11 protein-coding genes are annotated in these 16,545 nt (G+C 67.6%); 5 read left to right on the forward strand and 6 right to left on the reverse strand.

Going from position 1 to position 16,545, the window contains the following annotated elements; genetic code table 11:
- Nucleotides 1–59: 59 nt before the first annotated feature.
- Nucleotides 60–2,903 (reverse strand): TonB-dependent receptor domain-containing protein, encoded by a 2,844-nt coding sequence (locus AC1Q6P_RS08070; RefSeq protein ID WP_492663143.1) that lies wholly within the window; start codon nucleotides 2,901–2,903, stop codon nucleotides 60–62.
- Nucleotides 2,904–3,359: 456 nt separating this feature from the next.
- Here AC1Q6P_RS08070 and AC1Q6P_RS08075 point away from each other — a divergent pair, with 456 nt between their 5' ends.
- Nucleotides 3,360–5,027, forward strand: a complete 1,668-nt coding sequence (locus AC1Q6P_RS08075) for a M20/M25/M40 family metallo-hydrolase (RefSeq protein WP_492663142.1) — start codon at nucleotides 3,360–3,362, stop codon at nucleotides 5,025–5,027.
- A 54-nt stretch (nucleotides 5,028–5,081) separates the two neighbouring features.
- Here AC1Q6P_RS08075 and AC1Q6P_RS08080 read toward each other — a convergent pair whose 3' ends face one another.
- The 4 genes from AC1Q6P_RS08080 to AC1Q6P_RS08095 all read right to left on the reverse strand — a co-directional run bounded on the left by AC1Q6P_RS08080 (nucleotide 5,082) and on the right by AC1Q6P_RS08095 (nucleotide 9,917).
- Complete coding sequence (locus AC1Q6P_RS08080) at nucleotides 5,082–6,386, reverse strand: hypothetical protein (protein ID WP_492663141.1); 1,305 nt, start codon at nucleotides 6,384–6,386, stop codon at nucleotides 5,082–5,084.
- A 147-nt stretch (nucleotides 6,387–6,533) separates the two neighbouring features.
- Nucleotides 6,534–7,826 (reverse strand): hypothetical protein, encoded by a 1,293-nt coding sequence (locus AC1Q6P_RS08085; RefSeq protein ID WP_492663140.1) that lies wholly within the window; start codon nucleotides 7,824–7,826, stop codon nucleotides 6,534–6,536.
- Between the two features lie 68 nt (nucleotides 7,827–7,894).
- On the reverse strand, nucleotides 7,895–8,743 hold the full coding sequence (locus AC1Q6P_RS08090; RefSeq protein ID WP_492663139.1) for a LytR/AlgR family response regulator transcription factor: 849 nt from the start codon (nucleotides 8,741–8,743) through the stop codon (nucleotides 7,895–7,897).
- Between the two features lie 46 nt (nucleotides 8,744–8,789).
- Nucleotides 8,790–9,917 (reverse strand): sensor histidine kinase, encoded by a 1,128-nt coding sequence (locus tag AC1Q6P_RS08095; protein WP_492663138.1) that lies wholly within the window; start codon nucleotides 9,915–9,917, stop codon nucleotides 8,790–8,792.
- A 141-nt stretch (nucleotides 9,918–10,058) separates the two neighbouring features.
- Between AC1Q6P_RS08095 and argH the strand changes: the two genes are divergently transcribed.
- Nucleotides 10,059–11,504 (forward strand): argininosuccinate lyase, encoded by a 1,446-nt coding sequence (gene argH, locus AC1Q6P_RS08100; RefSeq protein WP_492663137.1) that lies wholly within the window; start codon nucleotides 10,059–10,061, stop codon nucleotides 11,502–11,504.
- Between the two features lie 142 nt (nucleotides 11,505–11,646).
- A complete protein-coding gene (locus AC1Q6P_RS08105) occupies nucleotides 11,647–12,303 on the forward strand; it encodes a hypothetical protein (RefSeq protein WP_492663136.1) in 657 nt (218 codons plus the stop codon).
- An 18-nt stretch (nucleotides 12,304–12,321) separates the two neighbouring features.
- Here AC1Q6P_RS08105 and AC1Q6P_RS08110 read toward each other — a convergent pair whose 3' ends face one another.
- Nucleotides 12,322–14,328: a methyl-accepting chemotaxis protein gene (locus AC1Q6P_RS08110; RefSeq protein ID WP_492663135.1), complete on the reverse strand. Its 2,007-nt coding sequence runs from the start codon at nucleotides 14,326–14,328 to the stop codon at nucleotides 12,322–12,324.
- 355 nt (nucleotides 14,329–14,683) lie between these two features.
- Here AC1Q6P_RS08110 and AC1Q6P_RS08115 point away from each other — a divergent pair, with 355 nt between their 5' ends.
- Both AC1Q6P_RS08115 and dinB read left to right on the forward strand, forming a co-directional pair.
- Nucleotides 14,684–15,169 (forward strand): hemerythrin domain-containing protein, encoded by a 486-nt coding sequence (locus AC1Q6P_RS08115; RefSeq protein ID WP_102769848.1) that lies wholly within the window; start codon nucleotides 14,684–14,686, stop codon nucleotides 15,167–15,169.
- An 80-nt stretch (nucleotides 15,170–15,249) separates the two neighbouring features.
- Nucleotides 15,250–16,533 carry a DNA polymerase IV gene (gene dinB / locus AC1Q6P_RS08120; protein ID WP_492663134.1) on the forward strand — a complete coding sequence of 428 codons (1,284 nt, stop codon included), beginning with the start codon at nucleotides 15,250–15,252 and terminating at the stop codon, nucleotides 16,531–16,533.
- The last annotated feature ends 12 nt before the right edge of the window (nucleotides 16,534–16,545 follow it).

Here is a 16,545-nt window from a genome sequence, read left to right on the forward strand (position 1 = left end):
GGGATCCAAGCCGCCTCTCGCGAGTCGGCTCGAACCCGATACCCCCGGGGCAGCTCAGATCACCAGAAGGTGTACTCGGCAGCCAGGCGCAGCATGCGGCCTTGGACGTCTTCGCGATCCGGGGGGATCACGCCACCAACGCCGAAGCCACGGTAGTCCACCGGGGCACGGGTGCCCAGGATGTTGCGGACGTTGGCACTCAGCTTCAAGGCCTTGATCGGGCTGTAGCTGACGTTGTAGTCCAGGCGCGAGTAGGCGCCATAACGGCATTGCTCAGCGCTCAGATTCTTGGTCTTGGCACAGTCGGCTGGCGTCCAAGCCGGCGCGTTGAAGTCGCCGTTCAGGGCCGTGCTGTTCTGGTAGTGGAAGGTCAGGGCCTGAGCTACCGATCCCACACTGTGGCTCAGGGTCAGCTTGGACTTCCAACGCGGCGTGCCGTAGCGGCCGGCCATGTTGTCGCCGTAGCCCTTGCGAGCGGCGCTCCAGTAGTACAGATCGGTGGTGTAGGTCAGGTCCAGATCGGCGCCGAACTTGCCGACTTCCGTGGCGACCTGACCCTTGACGGTCACGTCCCAGCCCGAGGTCTTGGTGCGGAACAGGTTCTCGAAGGTCGAAGTCACCGACTGCAGACGGCCCGCGGTCACGCCGTACTTGGCGCGCGCTGCGGCGTCGAAGATCTGGTCGTTGGCCAGGTCGCCACGGCCGATGACGCCCGAAGCCAGGGTGTCTTCGATGTTCAGCAGGTCATTGACGCTCTTCAGGCCAATCTCGTCCTTGCGCTCGATGCGCCAGTAGTCGATGGTGGCGCTCAGGTCCTTGACCGGCGAGAAGGCCAGACCCAGGGTCGCGGTACGGCTGGTCTCAGGCTTCAGCGAAGGGTTGTAGGACACGATGCTGGCCACGCCGCGCGAGCATTCGCCCAGCACGTTGTCGGCTTGGGCCGTCAGCAGCTGCTTGTCAGGGTTGCCCGCGGGCAATGCGGCAGCCTGGGCCTTCAGGTCCTTGGCGTAAGCCGAAGCCTGGTTGCAACGCTTCGGGTCGCTGATACCGTTGTTGAATGCGAACTTGGTCGAGGGCGCGTTCTCGGTCAGGTTGGGAGCGCGGAAACCGGTTTCCAGCGTGCTGCGGAACAGCAGTTCCTTGCTCGGCTGGAAGCGCAGGGCCAACTTGGGCGAGAAGTGTGCGCCGAAGCCGGGGAACTTGTCCACGCGACCGGCGGCTTGCAGCTCCAGACTCTTGAAGATGGGCAGATTGCCTTCCAGGAACACAGCGCCGTAGTTGCGCGAAGCGTTTGAGCGCACCGAACCGAAGCCGACGATGTCGCCGCGCTCCAGGCCGCCGGTGGGGGTGATCTGCACTTCTTCGCGACGGACTTCAAAGCCCGTGGCGACATTGATGGCGCCGGCCGGCAGGCTGCCGTACTCGCCGCTCAGCTTGCCGTCGATGAAGTACTGCTTGACCTCAGCGTCGTAGCCGTAGGTCGGGAACAGCTTGGCCAGCACGGCGGCCGAGTTGACCTGACCGATCTTGTAGCCATTGGCCTTGTTGAAGAAGTCGGCGTCCAGCTTGGTCTTGGTGTAGTCGCCGATGACTTCCTTGAAGCCGGATTCGCTGAACGCGCCGCGCTGATCCATGGTGGTCTTGCCACCCATCACGCCCGCAGCGGTGTCCCAGTCGAAGGCGCCCCAGACGCCCTTCAGGCCGGCCAGCACACGGTACTGGTCGGTCTTGACCCGCTTGTGCGCGTCGGAATCGACAAAGCGATAGCGGAACTCGGCCTCGGCGCCGGTGTTGTTCAGCGGATGCTCGGCGGGCAGACCGCGGTTGGTGAAGCTCTTCAGGCCGTTGGTCAGCGGATCGCCCCAGACCGTGGTGCCTTGAGCGGTGCCGTAGGCGTTGTAGGCGTTCTCATAGCCGGTCTTGGTGGTGGAGTACAGGACTTCCGAATAGGCTTGCAGGTCTTCATTGATCTGCAGCTTGCCCGAGACCAGGGCAGTCACGCGGTCCGCCTTGGGCGTGGCTTCGAAGCGCTCATAGCGGTCGTATTGGCACAGGCCACCGATGAGGTTGGCGCTGGCGCAGCCGGCCACCGGTTGCAGCGAGTTCTTGCCGTTGGCACCCTTGGAGATGACGTTGCCGGGGTAGGCATAGGTCGAGGGGGTGCCGAAGCCGGTCGAGAAGGCGGCGTAGGCCGGGTTGGCATCGCCCACCACCTCGTTCCACATCACGCCATTGCGCTTGTACAGGTCCACATTGGCCAGCACATTGAAGCGGTCGCGGGCCAGGTCGCCGTAGCCACCGGTCAGGGTCAGGCCCTTGTCGTTGAACTGGCTGTTCAGCAGCGAGGCTTCGCGGTTGACCTTGCCGATCAGGCCTTGGAAGTCACGGCGGGTGACGATATTGATCACACCGGCCACGGCGTCCGAGCCGTAGATGGAGGAGCCACCGCTCTTCAGCACTTCGACGCGCTCGATGGCCTCGACGGGCAGGGAGTCGATGTTGGTGAAGGTCTGGTTGTAGTCAGCCAGGGGGTAGCTGGCGACGCGGCGGAAGTTCAGCAGCACCAGGGTGGACTGCTTGCCCAGATTGCGCAGCGAAGCCGAAGAGGCGCCGCCGGCAAAGCTGTTGCTGCCGCCCAGGTCGCTCAGGCTGCCGGTGCTGGCAGCCAGTTGCTCGACCAGCTGGCGCACGGTGGCCACACCGCTCTTGGCGATGTCTTCGCGGCGGAACACAGCCACCGGCGAAGCGCCTTCGGCGTCCACACGCTTGATGTGGCTGCCAATGATTTCAACGCGCTCCAGCGATTGCGTCTCGGCGGCAAAGGCGGTGGAGCAAGTCAGGGCGCTGGCAAATGCAATGCCAGTCAGGGCCAGGGGAGACTGGCGCTTGAAAGTACGGGACATCAGGGATCCTTCAGAACACTGCCAGCAACGGGGTTTCCGGCCGCAGCGTCTTGTTGCTTACTACGGGAAATGCGCGCACCCACCCGAGCGGTGGCGCTGCCCCACTGTCCTGGTCAGACCAGCCTGGCAGCCGCGCGGGCCGCATTCTGGCAGCTGAAAACAGGGTTTTTGCGTAGCGGATTCAAGGGATGCAGCTTTGCCACACCACGGGTTAACCAGCGAAATTGCGTCATTTTTGTGGCATGCGTGTGGCTGAAAACTGCCATGAAGCTCGGCAAAACCAGTGTTTACCCTAGGTTTTCAAGGCCCAGGCCGGCCGATTTCGCACACGAAAACCCTCTGACCAGTTCCGAGGTGGACTTCTAAGATCGGTCGATTAGCAGCCGCACCGGCTGCGCTGCGCGCACAGCCCCACAAAGAGAGCGTGCAAGAAGGCACAACCGAGGAGACTCCGCCATGAAAAAAACCACCCCCCTGCTGGCCGCCCTCGGCCTGAGCCTGGCCGCCCTGAGCAGCGCCAGCCTGGCCGGCGAAAAGATCTGGATCAGCCTCGGTGATGCCGCCCTGGCCCAGCTGCAAAAGCACAGCGAAAGCGCCCGCCCGCGCCTGAGCGTCAGCAGCGGCCTGAGCCGCTCGGGAGAGTTCAGCGCCGCCAGCAGTGCGCGCCGGCCCGGCCTGAGCAGTGGCGCCGCCCGCACCGCGGCGGCCGCCCAGCCCGAATCCATCCACCTCGTGCAGATCGACGAAGACCTGCTCGGCCAGCTGTCCGACTCCATCCACGAAGAACTGCGCCGCTGCGGCGGCTATATGTTCCATGCCAGCCTGGAAGACGGCCTGGCCACCTTGCAAGCCCATAGCAGCGAAGCCGCCAAGACTGGCGGCACTTTGGGCGCGGCAACGGGTGCGGCAGCCGCTGGCCGCGCCGGCGGCCCCTCGCGCCCCAGCTATGTGATCGACCAGCAAGCCCGGGTCACGCCCATGCTGGCCCAGATGCAGGCCAGCCGCATCGGCCAGACCATCGTCGACCTCTCCAGCTTCACCAACCGCTTCTACAAAACCAGCTCGGGCGTGGCCGCCTCGAACTGGATCAAGCAGCAATGGGCGAACCTGGGCGCCGGCCGCAGCGACTTCTCGGTGGTGCAGTTCAACCACCCCAACTGGGCGCAGAAGTCGGTGATTGCCACCATCAAGGGCAGCGACAACAGCCGCGAAGTGATCGTGCTGGGCGCCCACATGGACTCGATCAACGGCTCCAACACCACCGAAACCACGGTGGCGCCCGGCGCTGACGACGACGCCTCGGGCGTGGCCAGCCTGACCGAGATCCTGCGCACCCTGATGGCCAACAACTACAAGCCGCGACGCACCATCCAGTTCATGGCCTACGCGGCCGAGGAAGTGGGCCTGCGCGGCTCGCAGGAAATCGCCAAGAGCCACAAGCGCCTGGGCGCCAATGTGGTGGGCGTGATGCAGCTGGACATGACCAACTACAAGGGCTCGCCCAAGGACATCTACATCTACACCGACTACACCGATGCGGCGCAGAATCAGTTCGTCAACAACCTGATCCAGACCTACCAGCCTGAGCTCAGCATCGGCACCGATGTCTGCGGCTACGGCTGCTCGGACCATGCCTCCTGGACCGCCCAGGGCTATGCCGCGTCCATGCCCTTCGAGGCCGCCTTCAACCAGGACAACCCCAAGATCCACACCGCCAACGACACCTACGCCAACACCGGCAGCCAGGCTGACCATTCGCTGAAGTTCGCCCGCCTGGGCCTGTCCTATGCGGTGGAGCTGGGCAGCGACGGCCCCGGCAGCAGCGTGCCCAGCGACAAGGTCGAGGTGCTCAAGGGTCGCCTCGCCACCGGCGCCAGCCAGGTGCTCGGCCCATTCAAGGCCAAGGCCGGTGCTTTCAAGGCCAGCACCATCGGCGAAGGCGACATCGACCTCTACGTCAAGGTCGGCGCCGCCCCCACCACCAGCAGCTTCGATTGCAAGTCCGACGGCAGCACCTCCGTCGAGAATTGCGCCATCAATCTGAGCGGCAACAGCGAGGTCTATGTGCTGCTCAAGGGCTACGCCGCCGGCACCTACAAGCTGACCGTCAGCTACCAGCCCTGATGAGGCCGACAAATCCCTGACGAGTGAAACTTCCGCCAGCCCTTGGGTGCCAACTCAGGGCTGGCTTTTTTTCGCCTGCTCCAGCGCCTCGGCCTGAGCGCGAACGACCTGGCGGCCTTGCAAATAGCGCCACTCGCCGAAAGCCGCGTAATCGGCCAGTTGCTGAAACTGGGTCTGGTATCCACCACAGCCCAGAGCCTGGCGCTGCAGGTCTTTGATGCCCGCCACCGTCTCGAAGGCGTCCTGGTCTTCCACCAGCTTAAGCTCTTGGGCTCGCTCGCCCCACACGAGCTTGTCGACCGCCGAACCGGCCGCCAGGGCGAGCGCGAGATTGTGGCCTTGCCGGTCTTCGCTGTCCCGCCACAACTGTTCGGCCAAGCTCGTGCAAGCCCGCTGAACCTCCGCGTCACGGACATGCAAGGTCTTGCAGAGATGCTGCAGCGTCGGTGCACCGACCAAGTCTTCCGAGGCCGCCGCGTCTGCGCGCAGCAAAACTTGCGAGGCCGCCCGCAAGCCCGGCGATCCCGACATGGGCAGGCTCAGCAAGACGTGCAGCACATGGCGGCTGTAGTCGAACTGACGCGGCGCTTCGGCGGCGCGCAGCAAGACACGGCGCTGCTCCTGTGGCTGGCGCGTCTCCGCGAGCTGGGCCAGCCAGGCCAGGCGGTTGTCGGGCTCGACCTCGGCCCACAGGGCGGCTGGCACCCGCGTGCAACTCACCGAGCCACCCACGCACTCGGCACGCAGGGCCAGAAACACAGCCAGGGGCAGGCGGCTGCTGCGCGCCAGGTTCTGCAGGTTCTCCTGCGCCTGCCCGCGCGCGGCCTCGTCCTCGGCATAGCGGTACTGCAGCCATTCCGCCACGGCGCTGAACATGGGTTGGCTCCGAGTCCGCAGCAGACGGATGGCCTCGTCCACCTGCTTGCTTTTCGCCTGGCTCAGACTCTTGCTGTCGCCAGGCAAGGGGCTCAAGCCATCGCCCGCGCGCAGGCCGTCTTCGGCGCACCAGCGGGCATCAACGCGCCGCGCCTCCCATTCCTCCGGGCTGATGCGCGAGCCCGGCGGCGGGGTCGCTGTGGCCACCCCGGCCTGGCGGTAATGCTCGGCCAGCACCCGGTCTTCGGCATCGCGCGCGAGGCTCCAGAAAGGGCTCAGCGCCGGCGGAGCCCCTGCGGAGGCGCTGGTCGCAGCATGCGCTGAAGTGGGCGCCGCAACAGCATCTGCTGCACCCACGGCCCCATTCGGCTCCTGCAGCCAGAGCCAGGCGCCTGCAGCCAGCAGCGCACCACCACTTGCCAGCCAGGCACCCCAGCGACAGCTGCGGCGAGTGAACTGAATCTTGGGGCCCCGGTTGGCCATGCTTGCTCCTCCTGCACGCCGCGCTTGTTGTCCTTGTTATCTCTGTGTGTGTTGCGCGATCGGGCGGAATGATACGTAAAGCTCAGGCAGCTCGGCACCACCTCTGCCGCACAGCCCCGCCTCGTCTTCCTCCGCTCAGTCAGCACTTCAGCGGGTCGGCGAATCAGGCCGAGGCGCCGCAGCGCCAAGCCTTGCCACATGAGCCTGCAACATGCCCCATTCGCCCTTGCTCGCCACATCGCCCAACATCTGAGCAATGACATCGGGCGCCACGCACTCAAAAGGTTGATCCCCGTGTTCGCGCTGAAAGGCTTGGAGATCCGCTGGCGATGCGGCCTGCAGGCCTTGCAGCTCCGCGCGACGCTCGGCCCATTGCGGATTGTCGGCATCCACCACCTTGGCAAGACTGAGCGCCACGGAGTGGCTGAGCAAGTCCTCGCCGGCACGCCACAGCTGCTGGGCCAGGATGCGGCACTGCGCGTGCACGACCGAGCCCGGCTTCGCCTCGCTGCTTTTGCACAAGCGCGAGGGCCCGGCACCCAAATACGGGGCGACACCAAACGCAGCGGCCGCCCTCGCGGCGTGTTGGGCCGCCCGGCGCATGCCGGGCTGCGCTTCGCCCGGCAGGGTCAGCAAGGTTCTCAAAACCTCGCGGCCGTAGTCGATGTGCTGGGGCGCGAGAACGGCCCGAGCCAGCCACTCGCGCTGCGCTGCGGGCGCCTCGGTCCGTGCAAGCTGGGCCAGCCAGGCCAGGCGGTTGTCCGGCTCCAGTTCGGCCCACAGCGAGGCCGGCACCGGGGTGCAGGCCGCCGCATCGGCGCAGCCCATGTGCAAGGCCAGGTACACCGCCACCGGCTGGCGGCTGCTGCGCGCCAAATCCTGCAAGCGGGCCCGGGCGCGCGCCGCCGAAGCGGCATCCGTCGGATGGCTGATGTCCAGCCACTCTGCCGCGACTTGGGCCTGTATGTCCGCACGCTGCCGCAGCTGCCGGGCCCAGGCCCGGACCAGCTGCTGTTGGGCCGCCTGCAGGTCCGCCAGCGCCGGCGGCGGTTCATCCCCGCTGTCCCAGCGCAAGCCACCCTCGGCGCACCAACGGGCATCGCGGCGCCGCGCCTCCCACTCGGCGGCGTCGATGCGCGAACCCGGCGGCGGCGTCGCGGTGGGCACGCCGGCCCGGCGGTAATGCTCCGCCAGCACCTGGTCCTCGGCCTCGCGGGCCAGGTTCCAGAACGGGCTGATCGACGCACCCGAAGCCGCACCGGGCTGGGCCCTCGACCGAAGCGCCGCCGTGCCGGCCGCCTCAGCGCCCTCCAGCGGACGCCCGAGCCCGAACCACCATGCGCTCAGGCCCACAGCCGCCAGCAGCGCACCCGGCCACAGCAGCCTGCGCCGCCAGCGCGATGAATGACGAAAAAATCGAATGCCTGGCTCTGCGGCCATGGTGCCCCTCCCCGGGTCCCTCTGACCTGATGGTCAGTTCTGTTGGGAGCCCGATGATAGGGGCGTGCTCAGCTGCCGCGGTCGGCCAGCGCTTCCCGCACCGCCGCCACCTGACGGCGCGACACCGACAGCCATTCATTGACATGGGCGATGCGCACCGCCCAGCCATCGGCCACCTCGGCCTGCACCGGGTCGAGACCGCCGAGCTGGGTGTCCTGGCCGTCGTCTGGGCTGGCGTGGCTGGGCGCGTGGCGCTCCAGCTGGCGCACCGCGGCCTTGGCCACCAGGGCGTTGCGGTGCACGCGCAAAAAGCGCTCGCCCAGGCGCGGCTCCAGCTCGGACAGGCTGCCGTCCATCACCAGGCTTTGCGTGGCGGTGCGCAGGGTCAGGTATTTCAGCTCGGCCTTGAAGTACAGCACCTCGTTCAGCGGCACGCGGATCAAGCGGCCGCGGTCGCTGACGACGATGACCGGCTGCTCCGGCTCCAGCTCACCCGGCTGGGTGGCCTGGAAGGTCTGCATGGCCGAGCGCTCGGCCAGGCGCTGGGCCACGCGGGTCAACGCGGCCTGCAGGCGCTCGCGCCGCACCGGCTTGGTCAGGTAATCCATGGCCTCCAGCTCGAAGGCTTGCAAAGCATGGCCGGCATGGGCCGTGACAAACACAATGGCCGGCGGCTGGGCCATCTGCTGCTGCAGGCCGTCGGCCAGCTGCAGGCCATCGGCGCCAGGCATCTGCACATCGAGCAGGATCAGATCGCAGCTGTGATCGCGCAGCCAATGCTGGGCCTGGGTGGCGCTGCTGGCCTCGGCCACCACCTCGGCCCGCGGGTCCACGCAGGCCTCCAGCAGGCTGCGCAGGCGCAGGCGCGCCAGGGGTTCGTCATCAACCAGGAACACGGACAAGGCGGCGGGCTGCATGGCGGAAGTTCAACAAAACTCAGACATCGAAACTCGGGAAGCAGGCTCAGATCGGCAGGACGATGCGCACGGCAAAGCGCCCCGGCGAGGGGCTCAGCTCAAAGCTGGCGGCCACATCATGCATCAGGCGCAGGCGCTGGCGCACATTGCGCAGGGCCAAACCGTGACCAGATGTTTGCGCCGCACGGCCCACGCTGTTGCTGACCGAGATCTCCACCTCGCTGCCGCGCCGGCGTGTGCGGATCTCGACATCGCCGCCCTCGTCATTGGGCTCCACACCGTGGCGCACGGCGTTCTCCACCAAAGGCTGCAGCAGCAGGGGCGGCACGCGCGCGCTGCTGGCGGCCGGGTCCAGGTCCCAGTGCAGACGCAGGCGTTCGCCGAAGCGCACCTGCTCGATGTCGAGGTAGCGGCGCGCCAGCTCCACCTCTTCGTCCAGGCGCACCACCGTGGTGGCGTCGGCCAGGGCCACACGGAAGAGCTCGCTCAAATCCTCCAGCAAACCTTCGGCCTTGAGCGGATCCAGGCGCACCAGGGCGATGGCACTGTTGAGGGTGTTGAAGAGAAAGTGCGGGCGGATGCGCGCCTGCAGCTCGACCAGCTGGGCCAGAGCGTCGGCCGGGCGCTGCGAGCGCTCGCGCAGCTTCATCCAGGCCAGCAACAAGGCGGCCACCGCCGCCCCGGCCACGCCGATGCTGATTAAGCGAAAACCGGTGCTGGGCTCCAGCGCCGCCAGGTTCAGCAACTGCCAGCCCGCCGAGGAGCACAGCGCCCCCAAGCCCAGCAGGCTGGCCCATTGCCAGGGTTCGCTGAGCTGGGCCAGCAGGCGCTTACCGGCGCAGACCAGCAGCAGCCACAGCAGCACGGCCGACAGCGTGACAACGGTGCCGCTGGCCACCCAGCTCATCCACTCCTCCAGATGGCGCGCCGCCAAGGCCAGGCCCAGGGCCAGCAAGCCCTGCACCCCCAGCACCGCGCGCAGCACCAGGCCGACATGGCAGACATCGAACACCCGCTCGGGGTCGAACAGGGGCAGCACCTCGGTCTCCTCGGCGGGCTGGGTGGGCAGGCCGAGGATGGAGGTCAGGCTGGTGGTGTCGGGCCAGACGCTGGCGCGGCTGGAAGGGCCGCCTTCGGCATCGGAGGAGGAAGACTTGGAACGAGGCGAGGTCACGAGAGGCAAGGCTCCTGAAGTCAAGCCGCCGGCAAGGCCAAGGCGGACGGTGGGGCTCGATAGAATCAAGCGCCCTCGGATTGTGCGTCAGCCACCCCTGGGCCCCGCCTCTCCCACAGCAGCTTTGCGCGCCCTCTGCCCATGTCATCCACCTCCCCTGCCCCCGGCCAACCCAGTGACAACCAGCTCGCCAACAAGGCGCAAGCCTGGTCCGCGCTCTTCTCCGAGCCCATGAGCGATCTGGTCAAGCGCTACACCTCCAGCGTGTTCTTCGACAAGCGCTTGTGGGCGGCCGACATCCAAGGCAGCCTGGCGCACGCCGAGATGCTGCATGCCCAGGGCATCCTGGCCGAGCAGGACCTGGCCGACATCGAGCGCGGCATGGCCCAGATCAAGAGCGAGATCGAAGCCGGCCAGTTCGACTGGCAGCTCGATCTGGAAGACGTACACCTCAATATCGAAGCCCGCCTGACCGCCCTGGTCGGCCTGGCCGGCAAGCGCCTGCACACGGGCCGCAGCCGCAATGACCAGGTCGCCACCGATGTGCGCCTGTGGCTGCGCGGCGAGATCGACGAGCTGCTGCTGCTGCTCAAGGCCTTGCAGACCGCCCTGGTCGATGTGGCGGAGAAGAACGCCGAGACCATCCTGCCCGGCTTCACCCATTTGCAAGTGGCCCAGCCGGTGGCCTTCGGTCACCACCTGCTGGCCTATGTGGAAATGTTCGCCCGCGATGCCGAGCGCCTCGCCGACGCACGCCGCCGCGTCAACCGTCTGCCGCTGGGCGCGGCAGCCTTGGCCGGCACCAGCTACCCGCTGGACCGCGAGCGCGTGGCCCGGACCCTGGGCATGGTGGATGACAAAGGCGAAGCCTGCGTGTGCCAGAACAGCCTGGACGCCGTGTCCGACCGCGATTTCGCGATCGAGTTCACGGCCGCGGCATCACTCGTGATGGTGCACATCTCGCGCCTGTCGGAAGAGCTGATCCTGTGGATGAGCCAGAGCTTCGGTTTCATCGACATCGCCGACCGTTTCTGCACCGGCTCATCGATCATGCCGCAGAAGAAGAACCCCGATGTGCCGGAACTGGCGCGCGGCAAGACCGGCCGCGTCGTCGGCCATCTGATGGGCCTGATCACCCTGATGAAAGGCCAGCCCCTGGCCTACAACAAGGACAACCAGGAAGACAAGGAACCGCTGTTCGACACGGTGGACACCTTGAAAGACACCCTGCGCATCTTTGCCGAAATGGCCGGCGGCATCACGGTCAAACCGGAAGCCATGGAGCGCGCAGCGCTCAAGGGTTATGCCACCGCCACCGACCTGGCCGACTACCTGGTCAAGAAGGGTCTGGCCTTCCGTGACGCACATGAGATCGTCGCCCACGCGGTCAAGACTGCCATCGCCAGCGGCGTCGATCTGTCCCAGCTGCCCTTGCAAGAGCTGCAGAAGTTCGATGCCCGCATCGGTGACGATGTGTTCGAGGTGCTGAGCCTGCGCGGCTCGCTGAACGCCCGCAACATCCTCGGCGGCACGGCGCCGGCCCAGGTGCGGGCCCAGGTGGCCCGCCACCGCGCCCGCCTGATTTGAACGGCTACTCTGGAGGTCTGGCCCGATCTCCGGCCAGGCAAGCTGCTACCGCGGGGCGCTGAAGCTGCTACTTCGCGCCCGGGGCCTGGGAGTGTGGCGCCTGCTCGGCAGAATCCACGGCTTCCCTGCCTCGAAAGCTGCCATGCGCCGCAAGTTCCTGCTCCTCCTGTCCCTGGCTGCCCTGCCCTTGCTGCCGCTCGAGGCCCAGGCGGCCGACCCGCTGTGGCTCAAGACCCTGGCCCATCTGGAAGCGCAGAAACAGGTGGTGCCCGATGAATCGAGCACCCGCATCGAAGCCACCAGCAATTACACCGACACCACACTGACCCGCCGCAAGCTCGACCATTGGGAGGGCAGCAAGCCCATCTACCGCATCACCGCCGCCGAGCCGCCGCTGGCGCCGGGCGACGCCGAGCGCGAGAACCAGAATCAGCAGATCAGCGAAACCCTGGGCCGCGGCCAGGACTGGCTCAGCCCCGACACCCCGGTGCGCCGCAGCGAGGGCGTCGCGCTCGACGGCCAAAGCTGGACCCTGTTCGAGGCCGAGGACAAGAGTTTCACCCGCAAGGTGCTGCTGCACGCCTGGGTCGACCCCGAGACCGGCCGCCCACACCGCATCGACATCCAGGGCCGCTTCGTGATGGTGATCCAGCTGGACGTCAGCTCGCGCTACCAGACCGACGCGCACGGCCGCAGCCTGGCCCAGAACATGGCCGGCACCCTCAAGGTGGACACCCTGGGCAAGGGCATGAATCTGCGCTTCGACATCGGCGTCGACTCCTGGGCCGAGCGACCTTGAGCGGAGCGCTCTCGCGGTTCAGGCCGTTATGAGCTCGCCCTCGGGCAGCTTGAAACGCTCCACCCCGGCCACCAGCTCGCCGGACTCCTGCTGCAGCGCCTGGGCCGAAGCCACGCTGCGTTCGACCAGGGCGACATTGCGCTGGGTCAGGCCGTCCAGCTCCTGCACCGAGGCGCCAACCTGGGCCACGCCCTCGCGCTGCTGGGCCGCGCCGCTGGCGATCTCGGCCAGCAGCTGATTCATGGCCGCGGCACTGCGGGCGATGCGGGCCATGGTGGCCTCGACCTCACCGACCTGCTCGCCGCCGGCCTGCACCCGTTCCAGGTTCGCCGAGATCAGGCTGCGGATCTCTTTCGAGGCCAGGGCCGAGCGCTGCGCCAGGGCCCGCACCTCGGCCGCCACGACGGCGAAGCCGCGCCCCTCCTCGCCCGCCCGCGCGGCCTCCACCGCGGCATTGAGGGCCAGGATATTGGTCTGAAAGGCCAGGCTGTCGATCAGGCCGGTGATGTCGGCCATGCGGCCCGAGGCCTGCTCGATGCCGGCGATGCTGTGCCGCAGGCGCTGCACCTGGGCACTGCCCTGCTGGGCCAGATCGGCATTGCCGGTGGCCATGCCGGCGGCATCGCCCGCGTGTTCGGCCGTCTGGCGCACGGTGACGGCGATCTGTTCCATGGCCGTGGCGGAGGTCTGCAAGCTGGCGGCGCTTTGCTCGGTGCGCCGCGCCAGCTCCACCGCGCCCTGGGCCATATCGGCGCTGGCCTGCAAGATGGCGCCCGAACCATCGCGCACGCCGGCGACGATGTGGCAGAGCGAGGCCTGCATGTCGTGCAAGGTGTGCATCAGGCGCGCGGCCTCGTCGCAGCCCCAGGGCTCGGGGCGGGTGCGCAGATCACCGGCCGTCATGGCCAGCATGTGGCGGCGCAGCTCCTTGAGCCCGCCGTCCATGACCAGGAAAAAGCAATGGAACAGGTAGGCCGCCAGGGCCAGGCAGAACAGCGTGGCCAGGCCCAGCCACAGGCGCAGGGTCAGGAGATGCGCCTCGCGCTCGGCCAGCAGGCCGTCCAGGGCCCGCAAGCCCTGCTCGGCCAGGCCCAGGGCCTGCTGCAAGGCGGCATGGCCCTGGCGATAAGCCTGCTCGGCCGTGCGCGTGCCCAGCAAACGGGTGGGGTCGCCGACCTCGCTGCGGTAGGCCGCCACGGCGTCGAGGGCCTCGACCGGCACCGCCTGCTTGAGCGAAGGCCGGGCGCGCGCGGCGCGCTGCAGATCGCTGCGCACAGCTTGCAGGCCGTTCTGCACGCCAGCATCCCAGACGGCATAACGGCGCAATTGCTCGGGCGTGTAAAAGCCCTTGGCCAGGCCGAAGGTCGACCAGCCCCAGAGCTGACCCAGATCGTCGGCCAGGCGCGGCAGATTGAGCACCAGGGCATCGACCAGGTAGAAGCCATCGAGCTCGGCATCGAGCACCAGGCGCGAGTTGTCACCGATGCCTTGCAGCAGCTCGACCACCGCGGCCGCCACCGGGCCAAACACCGTGCGCCCCTGCTCATCCACGCCCTGCGGTGCCTGCGCTGTCTGCGCCCAGGCCGCCTGCAAAGCCTGGAGGCGAGGCGCCAGGCCCAGGGCCGCCAAGTCCTCCCGGCTGCCTTGGGCCAGACGGGCGAGAGCCTCATCGACACGGCGCCGGCCGCTGGCCAGGTCGGACTCGGCCGGCTGATGGCCGCCCAGCAGGGCGCGCGTGGCATTGCGCACCTCCAGCAGGCTCAGCAGCAAGGGCTGGGCCTGGGCCATCAGGCGCACGCCGGCGCGCTCCTTGCGCACGGTCTCCAGCGCCTCCTGCTGCGCCTGCCAGAAGCTCAGGCTCAGCAAGACGATGGGCAGGCCGAAGGCCAGGCTGATGCAGGCGGCCTTGAGCCGGAAGCTCAGGCGCCGGAACAGGCGCACGCCCAGGGCCCAGACGCCGTGGTGGCGAAAGAAATCCAGCGTGGGGCGCCGCAGCGCCTCCGGCTCGATGGAGCGGTCGATCATGATGTGCATTCCCTCGTTCATGGCTGGCCTGCAAGCACCGGCGCTCGGGTGAGGCTTGGCCTGCGGTGTGAGCAGCTCCATCTCTCGCCGGAGATGGTCCACTTCTTGGCGTTGGCTAGAAGAGGCGCATTCTTGGCGCCTGGCCGGGCCCCGAAAGCCCGAGCAGGGCGGGCTCTGCCGGCCATCTTCACAATCGCCATCGACGCATGATCCGAACGGATCAGGACAAGCCGGGAAATGGGCGATGTGCAAGCCAGGCCATACGCCGCTCGCACTTGATCTGCCACAAGTCCGGCCCAAACGGTCGCCGTCGCCCCATCTGGCGCGCAGGCAAATGCGCTACCCTTGCGCCCCTATGAGCACCACCCTTGCATGGACCGACGCCCTGGTCCTGAACCAGCCCCAGATCGACCAGACCCACCAGGAGTTCGTCGCCCTGCTCAATGAGCTGGGCGAAGCCCTGGCCCAGCCCGAGCCCGATCCCCTGCCCCTGTATGCGCGCCTGCTGAGCCATACCGAAGCCCACTTCGCCATGGAAGAGGGCTGGATGGCGGCCACCGGCTTTGCCGCCGACAACTGCCACAGCAAGCAGCACGCCATGGTGCTGGACGTGATGCGCCAGGTGCTGGCCCACACCCATGCCCATGCCGACCTGGAACCCATGCGCAATCTGCTGCCCGAGCTGGTGAACTGGTTTCCGGCCCACGCCGACATGATGGATGCAGCCCTGGTCTTCCACATGAGCCAGGTCGGCTACGACCCGCTCAGCGGTGCCATCGCCCAGCCCCTGGCCACCGAAGCCAGCGGCATCAGCTCCTGCGGCAGCCAGGGTTGCAGCTGAACCAAGCGCCTGAAGAAAAGCTGGATAAAAAACCAGCCCACTGACAGCGCTTGTCAGCAGGCCGCGCCACAATGGCGGCCATGTCCGAGCGCCCCGAACCGTCCTCCACGGCCCTGCCCGATCGCCTGATCGCGCATCTGGACATGGACGCCTTTTATGCCTCGGTCGAGCTGTTGCGCTACCCCGATCTGAAAGGCCAGGCCGTGGTGATCGGCGGGCGCCGCATGCACGAGCCGCGCACCTTGGCCGATGGCACGCGCGAGTATTCACGCCTGCGCGACTACACCGGCCGCGGCGTCATCACCACCTCCACCTACGCGGCGCGCGACCTGGGCGTGTTCTCGGGCATGGGCATGATGAAGGCCGCCCTGAGGGCGCCCGATGCCATCCTGTTGCCCACCGATTTCGAGGCCTACCGGCATTACTCGCGCCTGTTCAAGGCAGCGGTGGCCGAAATCGCGCCGGTGATCGAGGACCGCGGCATCGACGAGATCTACATCGACCTGGGCGAGGTGCCCGGCATCCGCGAGCCGGTGGGTTTTGACCCCCTGGGCGGCGTGCGGGCAGTGGCGCGCGAGATCAAGAACTCGGTGCTGCGCGCCACCGGCCTGACCTGCTCGATCGGCATCACGCCCAACAAGCTGCTCTCCAAGATCGCCTCCGAGATGGACAAGCCCGACGGCATCACCCTGCTGCTGGCGCCCGATGACCTGCAGACCCGCATCTGGCCGCTGGGCGTGCGCAAGATCAACGGCATCGGCCCCAAGGCCGGCGCCAAGCTGCAGGCCCTGGGCCTGGAGACCGTGGGCCAGTTGGCCGCGGCCGAGCCGGCGATGCTGATCGCCCAGTTCGGCAAGAGCTTTGGCGCCTGGCTGCACGAGGCCGCCCATGGCCGCGACTCGCGGCCCGTGGTCACGCACAGCGAGCCGGTGTCCATCAGCCGCGAAACCACCTTCGAGCGCGATCTCCATGCCGTGCACGACCGCGCCGCCCTGGGCGCCATCTTCACCCGCCTGTGCGAACAGCTGGCCAGCGATCTGCAGCGCAAGGGCTACCTCGGGCGCACCATCGGCATCAAGCTGCGCTTCGAGGGCTTTCACACCGTCACCCGCGACCTGACCTTGGACCTGCCGACGCAAGACGCACAAGCGATACGCCGCGCGGCCGGGGCCTGCCTCAAGCGGGTGGATCTGGGCAAGCGCATCCGCCTGCTGGGCGTGCGTGTGGGCAATCTGAGCCGGCCCGGTGCGAGCAGCGCCGCCACCGGCCCGCGCCAGACCAAGCGGGCGGCCGCGGCCGCGGGCGCAAGCCAGACCGAGCCCGCCACGCCACGGAGCCGGGAAGAAAACCTCAGCCTGTTCTGAGCGCGCTGTCCA

The organism is Roseateles sp. GW835-FHT13E02, from assembly GCF_058794035.1.

Bases quoted from the DNA above. Each gene is read 5' to 3' on its own strand.
- AC1Q6P_RS08115 (WP_102769848.1), top strand. From the start codon at position 14,684: ATGAGCACCACCCTTGCATGGACCGACGCCCTGGTCCTGAACCAGCCC.
- AC1Q6P_RS08075 (WP_492663142.1), top strand. From the start codon at position 3,360: ATGAAAAAAACCACCCCCCTGCTGGCCGCCCTCGGCCTGAGCCTGGCC.
- AC1Q6P_RS08070 (WP_492663143.1), bottom strand. From the start codon at position 2,903: ATGTCCCGTACTTTCAAGCGCCAGTCTCCCCTGGCCCTGACTGGCATT.
- dinB (WP_492663134.1), top strand. From the start codon at position 15,250: ATGTCCGAGCGCCCCGAACCGTCCTCCACGGCCCTGCCCGATCGCCTG.
- AC1Q6P_RS08110 (WP_492663135.1), bottom strand. From the start codon at position 14,328: ATGATCGACCGCTCCATCGAGCCGGAGGCGCTGCGGCGCCCCACGCTG.
- AC1Q6P_RS08105 (WP_492663136.1), top strand. From the start codon at position 11,647: ATGCGCCGCAAGTTCCTGCTCCTCCTGTCCCTGGCTGCCCTGCCCTTG.
- argH (WP_492663137.1), top strand. From the start codon at position 10,059: ATGTCATCCACCTCCCCTGCCCCCGGCCAACCCAGTGACAACCAGCTC.
- AC1Q6P_RS08090 (WP_492663139.1), bottom strand. From the start codon at position 8,743: ATGCAGCCCGCCGCCTTGTCCGTGTTCCTGGTTGATGACGAACCCCTG.
- AC1Q6P_RS08085 (WP_492663140.1), bottom strand. From the start codon at position 7,826: ATGGCCGCAGAGCCAGGCATTCGATTTTTTCGTCATTCATCGCGCTGG.
- AC1Q6P_RS08080 (WP_492663141.1), bottom strand. From the start codon at position 6,386: ATGGCCAACCGGGGCCCCAAGATTCAGTTCACTCGCCGCAGCTGTCGC.